Genomic DNA, 16,722 nt, shown 5'->3' on the forward strand with positions numbered 1-16,722 from the left:
ACATGATAGCCATGCTGTGCCCCGTTACCGTTCCGTATGGCGGGATTCTGTGGGCCCTGTGCGGGGGACTCTATGTTCTTCGTTAAGCAAGTCGTGGGGTTCTCGGTTCGCAGTGGGTTCCCTCGGGGAGCAGTCGTCGACCAGGCAGAGAAGTGCCTCCGCCTCACGATCAAGACCGTCAGCCGGCCCAAGGACGCCACCGGATTCGTAGTCCTGCCCCGCCACTGGGTCGTCGAACGTAGTCCGTGCGCCACGAGGCGCTCTGTCTGTATCCCCGGCTCAGCCGGGAGGAACTCGGAAGGAGGTTCCTGGGCCAATGACTTACCTGATGCCGAAAGGTAGAGGGGACAAAAGCATGTCAGGAAACCAGTGACCGGGCCCAGTTGTCAGGGACGGTGTGCTGGGTGGCCCGCGCGATATGGCGAAGACTGAATTGTTTGAAGCCCAATCTCCAGCAGATGCAAGTTCCCATCCGCCGGAAAGACAGCTGTAACCGGCGCCGCGTTCTGCACCAGGTTTCTATTGTTGGCCGGTGCACCTCCGGAGCGCGGAGCGATGTCCAGTGAGGGCATTCAAGGAGATGAGTGGGACGCCTACGTCGCGCTATGACGTACAGCAGAGACGAACGTGGGATCGCCTACGGGACGCGAGTCCTATGGCGACGGAGGCCCCGTAGTAGTCGCCGGAGTCACGCCCGGCCAGGGAGGACGGGAAAGCCGTCCGCAGGGCGAAGGGGGCCAGGTGATTCGGACACCGGAAGATCCGGGAGGTATGCGAAATGCAGAGCGCCACAACGGTGCTGGGTGTCCTGCGTGAACGCGGCAGGCGTCGCCTGTCGTCGGCCAGGGGTTGCCTGTGTGGTTCTTGCGCTGCCGAGCCGGTCTCCGGAGCCAAACTGTCCGTGACGGCCAAGTACCGTGTGCGCCAAGGCCGTTACCAGCAGCTCTGCTCACACTCGGTGCCGCAGCAGCGGCCTTCGCGCCGCCCGCCACGGGCCAGCGTGTCCGGCGCGGTGAGCCGTCCGCCCTGAAGCGGGCCGTCTGCTCGGGTCAGGGTGGAGGTGGTCGGGCCGGGCAGGCGCGTCCGGGTCGACTTGTGCGTGGTTTATCGGTCGGTCTTTGTGCGCGGGCGGTGGGTGAAGGCGTTGCGGTAGGCGGTTGGGGTCATGCCGATGTGGCGGCTCAGGTGCTGGCGGAGGGACTCGCCGGAGCCGAGGCCGCTGCGGCTGGCTATGTGGTCGACGGTGAGGTCGGTGGTCTCCAGCAGTTCGCGGGCCCGTAGCAGTCGCTGTTGGAGTAGCCATTGGAACGGGGTCACGCCGGTCTCGGTGGTGAAGCGGCGGGTCAGGGTCCTCACGCTGATCTTGGCCTGGCCGGCCAGGTCGTGCAGTGAGATCGGCTGGTCCAGGTGCTGTAGTGCCCAGGTGCGGGCCGCGTCCAAGGGGGAGTCGGTCTCGGCCGGTAGCGGGGTCTGGACGAACTGCGCCTGCCCGCCGTGGCGCACGGGGGTGACGACGGCGGCGCGGGCGGCTGTGTTGGCTGTGGCCGCGCCGTAGTCGCGGCTGATCAGGTGCAGGCACAGGTCGATCCCGGCGGCGGAGCCCGCACCGGTGATGATTTGACCGTCGTCGGCGAACAGCCGGTCGGCATCCACGTGAACTGCGGGGAAGGCGCGCTGCAGTTCTTCGGCAAGTGCCCAGTGGGTGGTGGCGACACGCCCGTTGAGGAGTCCGGCCTGGGCGAGGACGAAGGCGCCGCTGCAGATGGAGGCGATGCGCCTGCCCGCGGCGGCCGCCTGTCGCAGGGCGTCCAGTGCGGCCGGCTCGGCGTCGTGTCGGCTGGCAGTCGAGGGAACGATCACCGTGTCCGCCGCCGTGACCGCCTCAAGGCCGTGCCGGATCACCACCTCGATCCCGCCGGAGGCGGCGATGGTGCCGGGCGCGGCAGTGCACACCGTGACCTCGTAGCCGGGGCGTCCCTTGAGTTCGGCGGCGCCGAGCAATGTCGAGGGCATGGACAGGTCGAAGGGCTTGACCGCGGGGACGGCCAGGACAGCGACACGATGCATGGCTAGATCCTTGGGCCTCGTGGCTTTCAGGCCACTGACCCTACCGTGCGTCCGCACGGCACAGTTGGGTGAGCGGTCGGGCCCCCGCGAACCGCGTTTCCCTCTTCAGGGAAGCGTTCCATTTCTGAGGGATGCGGAGACAAACGTCATGGCTGACACAGTCGTCATCGGGGCAGGCGCGACCGGGGTCGCGACCGCCAGGCGCCTGGCCGACAGCGGCAAGCGGGTCCGCCTCATTACCCGCAAGGGCAGTGGCCCTGACCACCCCGGCATCGAACGGATCGCCCTGGACGCGGGCCGCACTGACGAACTGGCCGAGGCACTGGCCGGAGCGACCACGGTCTACAACGCCGCTATGACCGCCTACCACACCTGGCCAGAGACCATGCCGCCGTTGTTCGCCTCGATCCTCGCTGCGGCCGAGCGGAGCGAGACCGACTACGTGATGCTCGGCAACCACTACGGCTATCAGCAGACTGCTGCGCCGGTCACCGAGCGCACCCCGATGGCCCCGCACACCCGGAAAGGCCGGGTGAGGGCCGAGCTGTGGCGGCAGGCCAAGCATGCCCACGACGAAGGGCGGCTGCGGGTCACCGAAGTGCGAGCCGGCCAGTACGTGGGTCCAGGCGCAGTCTCAGCGTTCACGCTGCTGGTGGCGCCTCGGGTCCGCGAAGGTGAACTGGCTCTCGTCCATGGCAACCCCGATGCGGCGCATTCGTTTTCGTACACCGAGGACGTCGCAGCGGCGTTGGTGGCCGTCAGCGGCGACGAGCGGGCCTGGGGACGGGCCTGGCACGCGCCGGTCATAACCACGACCCTGCGCCAGGCCGCGACCGACTTCGCCGCACTCCACCAAGCGCCCGAACCGCGGTTGGAGCCGCTCACCGAACGGGATGTGGCGCTGCTGTCCTTCACCGATCCAATCTGGCGGGAGTTCGCCGAGATGAGCTACATGTCCGAGCGTCCATTCATCGTGGACGACAGCGACATCCGCGACACCTTCGGACTCAAGCCCTCAACGCTCCGCGAAGCGCTGGCGGCCTAATACGGCGGTGGGCGGGCCGGGACTCCCGGCCCGCCCGCGCCTGGACCGGACGGTGCGCGCGATGGCGTCGGTGGGGTGGAGAATCCCGGGGTCGGCGCACGCCGGCCTCGGCCATCTCCGCGTACGCCATGGCGGCCGGCGTCATCTCCCATGCGACCAGGGCCAGCAGCAGGATCACCTCGTCGCGGTCCTGCCACGCATCACAGCGCATGGCCGCCGTCTCCGCGGCGAACATCAGGTCCGCGGTGGCCAGCTTGCCGCGGCGTACTGCCACCTCCCGGTGCAAAGACGGAAGGCCCTGCTGGTACATCGCGTCCGCCTCGCCCAGAAGCAGCACCAGGTCCGGCAATGGTTGGTCAAGGCAGGCGCAGCGAGGCACTCGCCTTGAGGATCCGGACGGAAGCGTCCACGAGCATCACCGCCACCGGACCACACTGATCAAGATTCCCTTCCAAATCACCGACTCGGACGGCACGCTGAGGTCACCGAGTCGAGACGTACGCCGGCAAGTACTGCAGCCGTAGTTGTGCTGTGGTGCTCGTGTGCGGTCGCACCCTGGCAGCATTGCCGAGGTGCGTCAGTCGAGCCCCAGCGCCGCCTTGGCAGATGAATGGAGCCGGTCGAGCTTGCCGACCAACCCGTTCCGCGTATTCCTCGGCAGGAAGCCAGGCCGCCGCCCGCGCTGTTCAGCGGTGAACCGGTCGATCTTCTGCCTCGCGAGCTGGTACGTATGGGTCAGCTCGACCAGCGCTGCTGCGCGGGCCGTGGCATCCAACGGCATGCCGTCACGGTGCTGCTCCACGATGCTCTGGAACTGCCTCTTGGCGTCTGTGAGGTTCATCGCGTCGGACCTCCGGGGCTGTGACGGCGTCGGAAGGGAGCGCCGGGAGCGATGGCAGTGTAGACGTGTATCCGCGGTTATAGGGGGTCGGCGGCGGTAGTGGCTGGGGCGGGCTCGGTGCTGGTGTCGGCGGCGCCGGCGCGACCAGTGCAAGATGTCCCCGGCTTCGTGGCGGACGGTGTGGGTGAATCTGATCAGCAGGCGGCGCATCTCGTTCACGCTCAGCCGAGGCGATGCACGTCGAGGTCCGCGGTACGGCAGCTGGGGCGGCGGGTCCGGACTGTGGAGCCGTCCGAGCCGGATACGCAGCTCCTGCCTGCGGTTTCCCGCCGATACGCCCAGAGCGGGGCGGCGGGTGTTGTGCCATATTGGGTTCGCCCAGGTGGAGGCCGGTGCCGCGCCCGGCTTGCGGATGACGTTCGGGCCCGAGAACGAGGTGTTGCCGGGTGGTCAGGCGATGAAGTCGTGGAGGGCAGGCGGTGGAGCGGTCGTCTCGACGGATCCGATGTAGATCACGGCCTCCTCGAACTGGAAGTAGGAGAGCCCTTCGTGGCGTGGGCCGATGACGAGAAGGTTGTTCCCGCGGCGCCAGGCGGCGTGCCGCCAGTGGCCGGGGCCCATGGCAAGGGTGCCGCCTTCGGACCTGAGGTCGCGCTCTGGGGGACCGAGCCGCTGGGTGAAGCCGGCAATCGCGGCGTCGATCTGCGCGTCGAACACTTCCCGTCCGGCGTTCTCGTGGCTGGACCAGCCGGGCAACGTGCCCCAGAAGTCCTCGCCCCAGTCTTCGCCGCCAACCCAGTAGAAGTGGGCGAACGACAGGGCGAGGTCGTCCCCGAGGTAGGCGAGATGACCTTCGGCGGTGACGAGAGTGTCTTCCAACGGCAAGCCGTCACCTTCACACCAGCCCAGACGCCGCGTTGCCGCCTCAAGGACTGTTGGGTCGTCCCACGGCAGTTCCGCCAGGCCGACGATCTGCTCCATCAAGAGGGGCGTGACGGGGCAGGCGGCGACGTGGTCGGCGATCAGGTCCTCGTCTGTCATGACAGAACGGTATCCAGGCCCCGTGACGACATCGACGCCCACCCCCACCTGACCTCCAGCCGGTCCGAGGGAGGCATGGCGTGAGTCCTGGGCCGGATCCGCAGGAGGAGTTGTGCGTCACGCTGCGGACGGCTGCCGACCGTTTGCCGGCCGGGATCCCGCCGCAAATCCTCGGGCAAGCTCACCATCCTTGAACTGGCCGAGGAATCCAAGGGAGAAGCGGCAGCTGATGGAACTGGTGAACAGCTACGCGGTCATGATCGAGCGGCTGGTGAGAGAACGGGTCGAGGTCCAGGTGGAACGGGATGAGGCCTTCAACGCGAGGGATGCCGCCCTGAGAGTCACTGCCTTGCCCACCACTTCACTGCAGCAGCGGGCTGCTTGCTCCGGCGGTCGGGCCTGCCGCGGGTACAGCGGTGACGAGCCGCCGCGGCAAGACGCGCCTCCGAACGGGGTTGGCAGTTCGCATGGCGAGTTGTGAGGCGACCTTTCCAGGCTGCACCGGCATGAAGGGGGCGGCGTCCGGCGACCACTTCACGACGACAGGTGTGGGAGAGCGCGGGTGGAGCCCTACAGCAGGCACGGCAAGTTGGTGCGGGACCGGAATTGCGCGGATCATCTGGCAAACCGGGCCGAGCCGGTCACCGACACCGCTGGCCGGGAGGAATGCCGCAGCCGGCTGAGGGACAAGCCCGGCGAGGAGGTGGCAGAGTTCCTTGACGCGGACGAGGACTCGGCGCCGGAGGAGCTCGCGGAGGTGCTGGAGGTCGTGCGCGCTCGCTGCGGACTTGGGGGTTGACGCGAATCGGCTGGAGATGATTCGTGAGGCCAATGCGGGTGAGCGGGGCGGCTTCGCCGACCGGATCGTCTGGACGGACAACCGCTGACCGCCGCCGTGTCGGCGGTCAGTCGCTACACGACTTTGTGCACAACTGCGTACGCTGCTGGGGACGTTGGTTGGCACGCGGCTGCCCAAAGCGGCGGTGATCGTCACCACAACCGTGCGCAGTCCGGTCACGCGAGCTCCAGCCGCCTTGTACTACGCCGCCTTCCTGGCCACGTCCGATCGCCAGGCCGTCACCGCCTTCGCCGAGCAACTGCCGGTCCCGGAAGGACTGCTGGCCGAGCAGCCGGTTGCCACTATCATCAACGGCCTGCGCCTGGCCTGCGAGTGCGGCAACAGACTGTGGGCGATGTAGTGGTCAGCGAGGACGTCGCAGAGGCCCTGTGCGCCCAGTGGGAGGCGGCCGTCCAGGCCCGACCGGACGGGGCCGTGGGCCCCATCGGCCGGGCCATCAAGGCAGAAGCGGCCCCACCGCGCGAGCTCGCTCCCTGGGAAGTGATCGCGAACGATCTCACGGACGCCGTCAAGGACGACACGATGCTGCCCGGCGAGGACGTCCCCACCGTCGGCGACATCCCCGAGGCCCACGGCGTCTCGGTCGGCACCGCTCACTGAGCCTTCACCCAGCTCAAGAAGGACGGCCTCATCGAGGTCAGCCGGGGCCGCCGAGCCGTCGTCCGCCAGCTCCAGGGGGAGGCTCCGATGCCGCCCAACCTCCGTACTCTCTCCCCAGCCCTCACCTGGTCCGCGTACCGTGAATCACGGGACCCGCGACGACTGCCGGCGGCCCAGGCGATGAGCGAGCGCTTGGACCATCGAGACGATCTGCGAGGGGCTCTGCGGCCCCGCCGCCAAGCAGCGGTTCCTCGGTGAGATCAACCGCGCTCAGGTCCACGAGGGCGTCACGGTCTTCGCCAAGTGGCAGCAGATCGCCTCCGACGTCACAGCCGCCGCCGAACGCGGACGCGAGCTCGCCAGGGCCGAGGCCGCCGCCCGAGCTCGCGGCGTCGCCTGATGACCTACCGCCTCAAGTACGGCAATGGCACGGACGCGGTGCACGACGCGATGCCGTCTGCCGAGAGCGAGCAACGGGCGCTGGCTCTGGCGGGCGGCCTGCGAGGACCCGATCGGCACGACCGAGGTGTACGGCGAGGACGACGGGGTGGTGCGGATGCTCGTCACCGAGCACGCCATCGCGGTACTCCTGGCTGGACAGGTCACCAGGACACTGACCGTGCTGCTGCTGAGCTGCACGGCTGGCGTGACGGCCGTTCGGTTGGCAGCCATCAGCTTGGGAAGCTGCGGATATTGAGGCCCCGTCGTAGGCGGTGACCCGCTCGAACGGCCGGTTCGTGGCCTCTGAGGGCTCGGCGGTCTTCACAGTGATTCCCTGCCGTTTCCCGCTCGATCTGGTGCGCTTGTGGTGCGGCCACTGTCGGCGTGGACTCCTACAAACCGGCGTGTCTGCAAGTGCCTCAGAGGTGTTGCTTGGCTGCTGTGACCAGTCGGCTGATGTCGTCACGGGTCCGTACCCTGGCCTCGTCGAGTTCGGTTCTGCTGTCTGTCTTGGACAACGCGGCAACGACTGCGAGCACGTCCTCCGCGGCCCGGCTCAGCGTCTCGTCATCGGTGAGCATCTGCACTCTGAACAGTGCCTCTTGGGCGTTGGAGCGTAGGTCGTAGGCACGGATCCGCACGGTCTCGGGGTCTTCCGGTGGTGGCTGATCGTGCTCGCAGAACCAGAGGTGCACCAGGCAGCGGCGGTAGTTGAGCAGCGCGCCGGCGTAGGCGGAGTAGGCATCGAGTCGTTCCTGCCTGAGCTTCTCGCGACGGGTGAACTGGTGGCTTCGATCGGCGGTGCGCTGCTGGAACGCCAGGGTGATCCCGGAACCGAGCAGCGTGCCCAGGACGGCTATGCCGCTGGCGATGATGGTCTCCACATACGAAGCTGATCATGCATCACCGTCATCCGTGCGCCGATGTCCAACTCGGATACCAACACGTTCTCCAACTGCGGTGGTGCCTTGTAGGGCCGCGTACAGTGCCGTTCACCAGCGTTCATGCAGGGTCGGCTGCCTGGGACAAGTAGGCTTCTGGATTTCGTCCGAATGGGCGTGAACCAGGCTGAATGAGACGGGCTGGACGGGCATCAGTGTCTAGGTCTGATCGGTTGTCTGTTGTACGGCTTGACGGGGCGGCAGGTTCGGGCTCTTTGAGGTCAAGGTGGCTCGGGGGCCCGGTAGGTGAGGGAGACTCCGCGCGTCTTGTCTCGGGCGGCGGGCAGCAGCCGTTCCCCGTCGACGATGAGCCGGTGTGCGCGGGCGGTATCAACGAGGTTGAGAAGGGCTTGGCCGGAGTCCACGGCGAGGTCGACGTCGGACACCAGGCGCACCAACTGGGCCGGTTAGACCTGGCGTCGTTGAGGTGCTTCTCTGCCGCCGCCAGAGCTCGCAGTACGGCACGTAGTTCGCAGTGTGCGTCCCTATTCGATGACGTACAGGTCGATGCCGCGCTCGTGCAGGTCGGCGCCGGGGGTGACGAGGCTCGCGACGTTGTCGACGCCGCTGTCCGCGAGCAGATCAGCCCTTCGCTTCGCGGACGTCCTGCCCCTGCTCGGCGAACGCCTTGAAGTCCTGCATGTGCTGGTGCGACTGCTTGCGGAAGGCGCCAGGCATCAGGAGCCCCACCAGCCGCATCGGCAACCCGCTGAATCGGTACTCGTTCTCGCTCACCCAGAGTGTCGTCTCGGGACCGGCCTCGGTCAGCTGGTCGCGCACGGCGCTCCACATGCCCTCGCTGACGATCTCGCGGTCGAAGTGAACGACGCTCCCTTTAGGGATCCCGTGCAGGTCTGCCGGGTCCCGGCGCGTGATCGTCTCGGTGCACTCGATCCTCCGCTGCCCCATCTGCATCACGACCCGCGACGTGGTACCAACCTGCCCGTGCACCCCGCTCAGCGGCTCGTGCAGCACCAGGCCCCGCAGCCACTTCGGCAGGTGCGCCGGGTCGGCGAGCAGCTGGACCACCCTCTCCCGAGGCAGGGCGATCTCGATCGAGACGGTGTACTTCATGGGTAGAGCCCTCCAGGTTCCTGAGCGAACGGGCAACTCTAGTCAGCAGCGTCCAGTGCTCGACCAACTCGTCCATGCCCAACGGCGTACGGGCCACAATGGCCGATCGTCCTCGCGGGGCGTCACACACCGCAGCCGTAACAACGTCCGGCTCACCTGCACGAGGGATGTCCGGACAAGATCACCGCCGTTTGCGGTGGCGGGCGTGCTCCGTTCAGGGGGAATCGTCGGTCTGCGGCGCAGAGTGCAGCTGTTCCCGGGCGGCGTCGTATCGCTCTCGCGACCGGCGGGTGTCCGGCTCCTGCGGCCCGAGTTCCCGCTCCCGCTGGGCGAGCGTGCGCTGGTGCAGCGCAACGGCTTCGGACACTCGGCCCGCGGCGAGATAGGAGTCGGCCAGATTGGACTGGGACCGAAGCGTGTCGCGGTGCCCGGGTCCCAGGACCCGCCTGCGGTCCGCGACGCTCTGTTCCTGCGCGGCGATGGCTTCCTCGTAGCGCCGCGCGTCGTGGTGGGTGTTGGCGATGTTGTGCAGGCACCGCAAGGTGTCCGGGTGGTCCGGTCCCAGTACGGCTGTGCGGCGCTCGAGGACCTGCTCGTGCAGGTCCAGCGCCTCATCGAGCCTGCCTGCCTGCTTGTAGGCGAGTGCGAGGTTGTGCATCGACCACAGCACGTCGGTGTGATCGTCGCCGAGGGCCGCGGCACGGTCACGCAGGATGGCCTGGTGCTGGACGATGGCCTCGTCGGTTCGTCCCATGGCCTTGCAGGTGATGGCCAGCGCCTCCCGCGTCTGCAGGGTGAGCCGGTGCGCCGCGCCGTGCAGCCTCAACCGGGCGTCCAGCGTCACAAAGTGGACGTCGAGCGCCTCCTGCAGACTGCCGAGGGCGCGGAGCGCCTCTCCCAGCCGGTGGCGGGAGGCGAGGGTGTCGGCGTGCCCCTCTCCCAGTGCCGTCGTGCGCCGCTCGGCCGCCCGCGCCAGAGTGCCACGCGCCTGGCCGGTCCACCCCTGGGCCAGCATGAACGTCCCCACGCCGTGCAGTGCACCTGCGAGCTCGGCGACCGCTTGCCTCGGCACACCACTGACCGAGTCGACGAAGGCGTCCAGGGCCTCGGCGTGCGGGATCAGGCCGACCCATTGCGGCCAGTCCGCGACCGTCGAGAACGGGTCCTCGGGAAGGGCGGACCTGAGCAGCTCGCAGGCCATGGCCACTTCCCCGCCGGCCACCGTCATGCCCGACCGGAGCAGCCGTCGCAGGAGCTGGTGGACGCTCACGCTTGCGTGGTCCGCAGTGATCAGCGAATAGGCACGCAGGAGTTCGATGTCGGAGCGGTGGCGTAGCGACGTCTGAGGTTGCGGCGTCAGCAAGCCGAGCGGGATGGGCTCTGGCGCATAGCAGCAGACCGCCTTGAGGAGGCGCACGGCGCTCGGCCGTAACGCAGCCACGGCGTCGACGCTCAGGCCAAGGCTTCGCGCCGTGTTGCGGCGGTGCACGTCCGTCCACGCCGGTGAGGCAAGGAGTTCGCCAGGCTCGGCGTCGAGCAGCCGCTGATAGCTCTCGCAGGACAAGCCCTGTTCGCGCATGTAGGCCGCGGCCTGCTGGAGGGCGAGGGGGAGCCCTCCCAGGTCCGCCGCCAGCCGGTGGGCACCGTCGTCCGCGTCCAGGCCGGTGTGTCCGGAAAGCCACGCCGCGCCAACGGGGGCAGGCAGGGGCTCGACGGCCCTCGCGGCCAGCCCGCACTCCGTCCAGTCCACGTCCCACCGCGTGGTCACCATCACCGGTCCGCGAGCGATCCGGGCCAGCACAATGGCCACGTCACTCGGCGTCTCGACACTGTCGAGGACGAGCAGCCAGCCGTCGTGGTGGTGCAGCCAGTCCATGGCCCAGGCGGCTGCATCGTCAGGTGTACGCCAGTGCCGGTGCCCGGGCAGCAGATGGCGGGCCAGGGCCGCCAGGCCCCGCGTCATGGCCCCGCTGTCCTGCGCGCTGACCCACCAGGTGATCGGATACCGCGTCCGCAGCGCGCGGGCAGCATGCAGGGCAAGTTCGGTCTTGCCCACACCGGGCATCCCGACCAGTGCCACACCGAAGCCGCCGTCCGAGGGCGCCTCAAGCAGCCGGACGACTTCGCTCAGATCATCGTCGCGGCCCCACAGCCGACCGGACGGGGGCCGTGGCGGGTTCGCCACCGGCGTGAACGCGTGAACGTCCGACGCCAGCGGCAGCTGCGACTCGTGGAAATGCGTGTGCACGCCGCCCTTGACGGTGCCGGCTTGGACAACCGGCCCGTAGACGGTCCCTGACAGGCTGTTCCTGGTGACTTCCCGCTCCGCCCCGTCGGCCGCGTCCTCCGCCATGCCTGCCCCCGTTCGCCCCAAATCACAGCCTTGCACAGGTCGACCTAGGAGTGCTGCCCTCAAAGGGTCAGGCTCACATCCGGGGCGATGCAAGGGTGCGAAAGCCTGCAGCCATCAGAGCGTTGTCGGCGATGGCGTGGATGAGGTGTCCGTTCAGGCGGAACGTGATGGTACGGCCAGCCGGGGCGAACCGACCCGGTAACGGCCACCTGCCAAGCCGACGAGTCCATCCCGGTGGACCTCGCGCTCGACCTCGACCGGCTCGTCGGCGGCGTGGAGGGCCGTGCCGCTCCGTGCCCTGGGCAGAGCGGCCGGGACGGGAGCTGACGGACGTTCAGTCGAACGTGTCGACGATGTCCAGAGCGCAAACGGTCAAGCATCTCCTGCGAGGTCACAGCTCCACCGAAAGTCACGGAGTGACCAGACCTACCATGGCGTCATGGGGCTCGACTTGTACGCAGGCATCCCAGTCAACGACTACACAGTGGCACTGCAATGGTACGAACGACTGCTTGGCTCCCCGCCGACATTCATCGCGAGTAACACCGAGGCGGTATGGGAACTCGCGGAACATCGATCAGTGTTCATCGAACACCGGCCCGGGCACGCCGGCCACGCCCTGCACACCATCTTTGTCGACGACTTCGATACCCGCATCGCCCAGATCGCTGATCGGGGACTGGAGCCCACGAAACACGAGACCTACTCCAACGGCGTACGCAAGGCCACCTACCACGACCCGGACGGAAACGAGATCGGGTTCGGCGGCGCCCCCTCTGACCACAACCGGCCTGCGTGATGACCTACCGCCACCCGGTCCAGGCCCGCTATGTGCTCACCAGGCGCTCATGTGCGGGTCCTCTTGAGGCGTCTCCAGCAGATGGGACCGTAGGCGAGTGAGACGAAGGCGTCGTGGAGTTCGAGGCGTTGTTCCCAGCGGACGGCGAGGCGTTTGAAGTGGTCTAGCAGGGCGAACGTCTCTGCTCGACGACGTACAGCGTCGCCATCGCCTCCAACGAGTCCTGCGGCGCCTGGACCAAGGCTTCGCCGACCCCCGCCTCTGCGCGGCAATCGGCGACCGTCTCGCGTTCATCGGCACCTTCTTAGAAGCTGGCCCCGACTCCTACGGCCTCGCCAGCACCCGAGCACGAGCCGAAGAACCTGCCAAGGTCGGCTGATTCACTGGAAGCCGACTCGCCCAACGGGTGCATCTGGCCGGGGATAGGGTCGGCGGATGCGCCAGTTCACGGACAGTGAAGCCTTGTCAGGGATCGTGCATGCGGCACTGGGGGCGGAGGCCCGCGTTGTCGGGGTGGACCGGTTGCGCGGCGGGAGTAAGAAGGGGGTCTACCGGGTTCACACGAGCGGATCACATGCAGCGAGTGTGATCATCTACAGCTGGGCCGAGGCCGAGAACTTCTGGCCGGCTGCGGAAGTCATCGACCCGGCCCACCCGTTCGCTCCCGCCTCCGGGCTTGCCCCCTTCCTGGCGGCCCAGCGGAGACTGGCCGGTCTTGAAGTCCGGGTTCCAGGGGTGCTTCTCGCTGACGACAGCCGACGCCGCTACCCGGCTGACGTGGCAGTTGTCGAGGACGTTGCCGGCGGCACTCTGGAAGCGCTCCTGAAGACGGATCCCGCACGCGCATCACATGCCTTGAGCGAGCTGGCCGCAATGCTCGACGTGATGCACCGGCAGCACAGTCAGCACTACGGCAGGGTGGACGTTCTCGAATCAGGCGACAAAGCGAGTGGTAATTCATGCGAGCAACTGGTGCTCGAACGTGCCCTCGAGGATCTGGCCGAGGCGGCTGAACGCGACCCCAGCATCGGATCTGCCGCAGCTTTTCTGCACGATCGCTTGCAGGAGCTGGCCACGCGAGTGGCTCCGCGCACGCACCACGGACTGATCCACGGCGAACTCGGGCCCGACCACGTCTTGGTCGATGCCTCCAGCCACCCCGTCCTCATCGACATCGAGGGCCTGATGTTCTTCGATGTCGAGTGGGAGCACGTGTTCCTGCAGCTCCGTTTCGGCGACCAGTACCCAGCCTTGTCCCGCCCCGGACTCGATCCGGCACGGCTCGACCTCTACATGCTCGCGATGCGCCTCTCCCTGGTGGCAGGCCCCCTTCGCCTGCTCGATGGAGACTTCCCGCACCGCACGGTGATGCAGGAAATCGCCGAGCACAACGCGAAGGAAGCGTTGGCTCTGTTGGTCTGACCACCACCATCCGCCCACCGTGAAGGTGTTCGCCGGCCCAGGACTCGGCAGAGTGCGACGCTCGAATTCTTAGTCCAAACGCGTTGTCAGCCGGCCGAGATCGCGCCGGGCACCGTGAGGGAGGTGAAGCATGACCTTTTCCAGATCATCGCGGGCATACTCCACCTCCAGTCCGGGCTGCCAGACCTGGGACGCGTTCAGATAGCGGCCGGGTTGCCTGAACGCCCACTCGAAACGGGCGAGCGCGTCAGCAACTGCGCCAGGCCACATCCGCGCATCTTCGACGCGGCGGACAGCCACACGAGTCCTCGCGGAGACGCCCCTGATCTTCCGAACTACTACGTGTCCGCGACGCCGCCACCGCTCAGCGCGGACGGCCTTCGGGCGCCCGCGCCGGGCAGCGTGACCTTCCTCGAATCGGAGATCACCAGCCGCTGCCGGCTGACGTGTTCCTCGTACTGTTACGCCGAAGCCGGCCCGACCAAGAGCCACGCGGCCGCTGGGAGCCCTGGCTCATGACGGCGGCCGCCCTCGCGGCCTGCCTGCCGTCGTAAGGCAACCCCGGACAGCGCTGGGCCCTCATACCAGTCGAACCAAGCGGTACTCGGAGAGGAGCGTCTGTTGGCCCGTCAGTTGTCCCGCCGGAAGTTCGTGGTCTACTCGCTCGCGGCGTCCACGTTGACCGTCGCCGCGCCGCTCGGCTGTGCCTCGTCGACGGCGGAGGGCATCGAGTCCACCGTGGCGGGCAGGCGCCGACCGTCTGACGTCCTGGTGACCGGAACCGACGAGGAGATGTTGGTCCTGGAAATCACGACCGCCAACAAGGTTGTCGTACGGCTGCCGCGCGTCGAGGTCGGGCAGGGCGTCACGACCGCGGTCGCCATGATGATCGCCGAGGAACTGGACGCCCGGCTCGTCGACGTCGACATCCCGCTCGCCGAGGCCCGCACCAAGGGGAACCAGTACACCGGCGGTTCGAACTCGGTGAGTTCGCTGTACGGTCCTGCCCGGCAGCTGGCCGCCATGGCGCGCGCCAAACTGGTGACCGCGGCCGCGAAGCGGTGGCACGTCCCCGCGCGGTCCCTGCGCACCCGGGACACGCGGGTGATCGCCCCGGACGGTCGTTCGGCCACCTTCGGCTCCCTGACCGCGAGCGCCGCCGGTATCCAGCGGCCCTCCGTGTCGAGCCGGCCAAAGCCGGCGTCCCGGCACCGTGTGATCGGGCGGCCCACCACCCGGATCGACGCCCGGGACATCGTCACCGGCAAGGCCACATACGCCGGAGACCTGACGGTGGCCGGAGCGAAGCCGACCGTGGTGGCCCGCCCGCCGACACTGGGCGGCACGGTTGTCTCGGTCGACGACCGGGCGGCCCGCGTGATGCCGGGCGTCCACGCGGTCGTCAAGGTCGCCGGCGGGGTCGCGGTGGTGGCGGACTCCTTCCACCATGCCTTCAAGGCCCGGGACGCCCTGCGGATCACCTGGGCGCCGGGCCCGCTCGCGTCGCTGTCCGACGCCGAGATCCGCTCGCGGCTGCGGGCGGCCGTGCCACGCCTCGGCCCTGCGCCCCGCGGATCGGCGCAGACCGAGGGCGAGTTCGAGTTCGCCTTCGTCAGCCATGCCCCGATGGAGGTGCTGACCGCGGTGGCGGACGTACGTGCCGGTCGCGCCGAGATCTGGTTCTCCTCCCAGACGCCGATGGACGCTCGCGACAGCATCGCCGCGGCCGTTGGCCTGCCCGCGTCGAAGGTCAGGGTCCATGTCATGCGCGGCGGCGGCTCGTTCGGCCGGCGGCTGAACTACGACGCCGCCATCGAGGCGGCCCTCATCTCGAAGGCGGCCCGCCGGCCGGTCAAGCTGATGTGGAGCCGCGCCGACGATTTCCGGCACGGCAGGATGCGCCCCGCCAGCCACCACCGGATCCGGGCCAGCCATGCCCGGGGAAGAGTGGTGGCCTTCGCCCACTCGATGGCGTCGGTGAGCGAGGCCTTCCCGGAGTCGGGGGCGACCGCTCAGGGCGGTGTGACCCGGGCCGTCGCCGGCGCCGCAAACCCGCTGCCCAGTGACAGCGGCCTGTACAACTTCGGGCGCCTGTCGGGGGATTCGGGCTCGGTCGAGCTGGCGATCCCCCTCGGCGCCTGGCGCTCGGTGGACTCCGGGACGATGCGCACCGCCGAGGAGATCGTCGTCGACGAGGTGGCCAGGAGCCTGGGCAGGGATCCGGTCGCCTTCCGGCGTACCACGCTCAGGAACAAGGCCGTGAAAGCAGTACTCGAGAAAGTCGCGACCACCGGACACTGGGGTCGGCCGCTGCCGGCCGGCCAGGCGCAGGGCGTCGCCGTCCACGAGGAGTACGGCTCCTGCGTGGCCTGCCTCGTCGAGATCAACGCCACCGACCCGAAGAACCCCCGCGTGACCAGGGTCGTGGTGGCGGCCGACGTCGGAACGGCCGTCAATCCACGCGGACTTGAGGCCCAGCTCATGGGCACAGTGATCGACGGCATCTCCACCGTGCTCCAGGCCGGCCTCCACATCGACCAGGGGGCAGTCCGCGAAAGCAGCTACGCCGACTTCCACTACGCCCGCCAGCGGCACGCCCCCCTGCACTTCGAGGCGCACCTCATACCCTCCCGGCGGGAGCCCGGCGGGGCGGGCGAACTCGGTGTCCCAGCCGCGGCCGGTGCCGTCGCCAACGCCTACGCCCGCGCGACCGGCACCAAGCCGCGTCGCTTCCCCCTCACCTTCTGATCCGAGCCCGATTCCGACAAGGACACCGATGCCCTCCTACTCCTTCGTCCTCAACGGGAAGCCGGTCACCGTCGAGGCCCCCGCCGACATGCCCCTGCTGTGGGTGCTGCGCGACCTGCTGAACGTCACCGGCCCCAAGTACGGCTGCGGTGTGGGCGTCTGCCGCGCGTGTACGAGCCACCTGGACGGCGGGGAGATCCAGCCCTGTGTCGTTCCGGTCGCCGACTGCGCCGGCCGCCGGGTCACCACGATCGAAGGCCTGGCCGACGGCGATAGGCTGCACCCCGTGCAACAGGCCTGGCTCGACTGCGATGTCGCGCAGTGCGGCTTCTGCCAGCCGGGCCAGATCATGGCAGCCGTGGCCCTGCTGAAGAAGACGCCCCGGCCGACCGACGCCGCCATCGACCGGATCGAGAACGTCTGCCGCTGTGGCACGTACCCCCGGATCCGCGAAGCGATCAAGAAGGCGTCAGCGGACGGCTGACGCCTCC

At 68.4% G+C, this 16,722-nt stretch carries 17 protein-coding genes and 2 pseudogenes; 11 read left to right on the forward strand and 8 right to left on the reverse strand.

Translation table 11 applies throughout. From position 1 onward, the window contains the following. Window positions 1-126: 126 nt before the first annotated feature. Window positions 127-243, forward strand: a pseudogene (locus STRCI_RS41860) (IS5-like element IS4811 family transposase); the annotation flags it as partial. A gap of 861 nt (window positions 244-1,104) precedes the next feature. Here the strand turns inward: STRCI_RS41860 and STRCI_RS41865 are convergent. Further along, window positions 1,105-2,067 (reverse strand): GlxA family transcriptional regulator, encoded by a 963-nt coding sequence (locus tag STRCI_RS41865; RefSeq protein WP_269664235.1) that lies wholly within the window; start codon window positions 2,065-2,067, stop codon window positions 1,105-1,107. Between the two features lie 148 nt (window positions 2,068-2,215). Here STRCI_RS41865 and STRCI_RS41870 point away from each other — a divergent pair, with 148 nt between their 5' ends. Next, window positions 2,216-3,112 carry an NAD-dependent epimerase/dehydratase family protein gene (locus STRCI_RS41870; protein ID WP_269664236.1) on the forward strand — a complete coding sequence of 299 codons (897 nt, stop codon included), beginning with the start codon at window positions 2,216-2,218 and terminating at the stop codon, window positions 3,110-3,112. Here the strand turns inward: STRCI_RS41870 and STRCI_RS41875 are convergent. The 3 genes from STRCI_RS41875 to STRCI_RS41885 all read right to left on the reverse strand — a co-directional run bounded on the left by STRCI_RS41875 (window position 3,075) and on the right by STRCI_RS41885 (window position 4,994). Next, window positions 3,075-3,449, reverse strand: coding sequence for a hypothetical protein (locus STRCI_RS41875; protein WP_269664237.1), 375 nt, complete (start codon window positions 3,447-3,449; stop codon window positions 3,075-3,077). The genes STRCI_RS41870 and STRCI_RS41875 overlap by 38 nt on opposite strands. A 240-nt stretch (window positions 3,450-3,689) precedes the next feature. Further along, window positions 3,690-3,953 carry a hypothetical protein gene (locus tag STRCI_RS41880; RefSeq protein ID WP_269664238.1) on the reverse strand — a complete coding sequence of 88 codons (264 nt, stop codon included), beginning with the start codon at window positions 3,951-3,953 and terminating at the stop codon, window positions 3,690-3,692. Between the two features lie 450 nt (window positions 3,954-4,403). After that, window positions 4,404-4,994, reverse strand: coding sequence for a hypothetical protein (locus STRCI_RS41885; protein ID WP_269664239.1), 591 nt, complete (start codon window positions 4,992-4,994; stop codon window positions 4,404-4,406). 562 nt (window positions 4,995-5,556) lie between these two features. On the opposite strand from STRCI_RS41885, the gene STRCI_RS41890 reads away from it, so the two are divergent. The 4 genes from STRCI_RS41890 to STRCI_RS41905 all read left to right on the forward strand — a co-directional run bounded on the left by STRCI_RS41890 (window position 5,557) and on the right by STRCI_RS41905 (window position 7,150). Continuing rightward, window positions 5,557-5,793: a nucleoside triphosphate pyrophosphohydrolase family protein gene (locus STRCI_RS41890; RefSeq protein WP_269664240.1), complete on the forward strand. Its 237-nt coding sequence runs from the start codon at window positions 5,557-5,559 to the stop codon at window positions 5,791-5,793. Between the two features lie 154 nt (window positions 5,794-5,947). Further along, window positions 5,948-6,193, forward strand: a complete 246-nt coding sequence (locus tag STRCI_RS41895; protein WP_269664241.1) for a hypothetical protein — start codon at window positions 5,948-5,950, stop codon at window positions 6,191-6,193. Then, window positions 6,181-6,453, forward strand: a complete 273-nt coding sequence (locus tag STRCI_RS41900; RefSeq protein WP_269664242.1) for a helix-turn-helix domain-containing protein — start codon at window positions 6,181-6,183, stop codon at window positions 6,451-6,453. The genes STRCI_RS41895 and STRCI_RS41900 overlap by 13 nt, the downstream gene beginning before the upstream one ends. A gap of 424 nt (window positions 6,454-6,877) precedes the next feature. After that, complete coding sequence (locus tag STRCI_RS41905) at window positions 6,878-7,150, forward strand: hypothetical protein (protein ID WP_269664243.1); 273 nt, start codon at window positions 6,878-6,880, stop codon at window positions 7,148-7,150. A 163-nt stretch (window positions 7,151-7,313) separates the two neighbouring features. On the opposite strand, the gene STRCI_RS41910 is transcribed toward STRCI_RS41905, so the two are convergent. From STRCI_RS41910 to fxsT, 4 genes are all read right to left on the reverse strand, one after another. After that, window positions 7,314-7,778: a hypothetical protein gene (locus tag STRCI_RS41910; RefSeq protein ID WP_269664244.1), complete on the reverse strand. Its 465-nt coding sequence runs from the start codon at window positions 7,776-7,778 to the stop codon at window positions 7,314-7,316. Between the two features lie 278 nt (window positions 7,779-8,056). Next, on the reverse strand, window positions 8,057-8,221 hold the full coding sequence (locus STRCI_RS41915; protein WP_269664245.1) for a hypothetical protein: 165 nt from the start codon (window positions 8,219-8,221) through the stop codon (window positions 8,057-8,059). A gap of 196 nt (window positions 8,222-8,417) precedes the next feature. Beyond that, window positions 8,418-8,909 (reverse strand): SRPBCC family protein, encoded by a 492-nt coding sequence (locus STRCI_RS41920; RefSeq protein WP_269664246.1) that lies wholly within the window; start codon window positions 8,907-8,909, stop codon window positions 8,418-8,420. A gap of 214 nt (window positions 8,910-9,123) precedes the next feature. Continuing rightward, window positions 9,124-11,262 (reverse strand): FxSxx-COOH system tetratricopeptide repeat protein, encoded by a 2,139-nt coding sequence (gene fxsT, locus STRCI_RS41925; RefSeq protein WP_269664247.1) that lies wholly within the window; start codon window positions 11,260-11,262, stop codon window positions 9,124-9,126. 439 nt (window positions 11,263-11,701) lie between these two features. Here fxsT and STRCI_RS41930 point away from each other — a divergent pair, with 439 nt between their 5' ends. From STRCI_RS41930 to STRCI_RS41950, 5 genes and pseudogenes are all read left to right on the forward strand, one after another. Beyond that, window positions 11,702-12,061, forward strand: coding sequence for a VOC family protein (locus STRCI_RS41930; protein WP_269664248.1), 360 nt, complete (start codon window positions 11,702-11,704; stop codon window positions 12,059-12,061). A gap of 197 nt (window positions 12,062-12,258) precedes the next feature. Then, window positions 12,259-12,440 (forward strand): annotated as a pseudogene (locus STRCI_RS41935) (IS21-like element helper ATPase IstB); the annotation flags it as partial. Between the two features lie 56 nt (window positions 12,441-12,496). Continuing rightward, window positions 12,497-13,483, forward strand: coding sequence for a phosphotransferase family protein (locus STRCI_RS41940; RefSeq protein ID WP_269664249.1), 987 nt, complete (start codon window positions 12,497-12,499; stop codon window positions 13,481-13,483). Window positions 13,484-14,134: 651 nt separating this feature from the next. Beyond that, complete coding sequence (locus tag STRCI_RS41945) at window positions 14,135-16,231, forward strand: xanthine dehydrogenase family protein molybdopterin-binding subunit (protein WP_269664789.1); 2,097 nt, start codon at window positions 14,135-14,137, stop codon at window positions 16,229-16,231. Between the two features lie 28 nt (window positions 16,232-16,259). Next, window positions 16,260-16,715: a (2Fe-2S)-binding protein gene (locus STRCI_RS41950; RefSeq protein WP_269664250.1), complete on the forward strand. Its 456-nt coding sequence runs from the start codon at window positions 16,260-16,262 to the stop codon at window positions 16,713-16,715. Window positions 16,716-16,722 lie beyond the last annotated feature (7 nt).

The organism is Streptomyces cinnabarinus, from assembly GCF_027270315.1.
Lineage (GTDB): Bacteria > Actinomycetota > Actinomycetes > Streptomycetales > Streptomycetaceae > Streptomyces > Streptomyces cinnabarinus.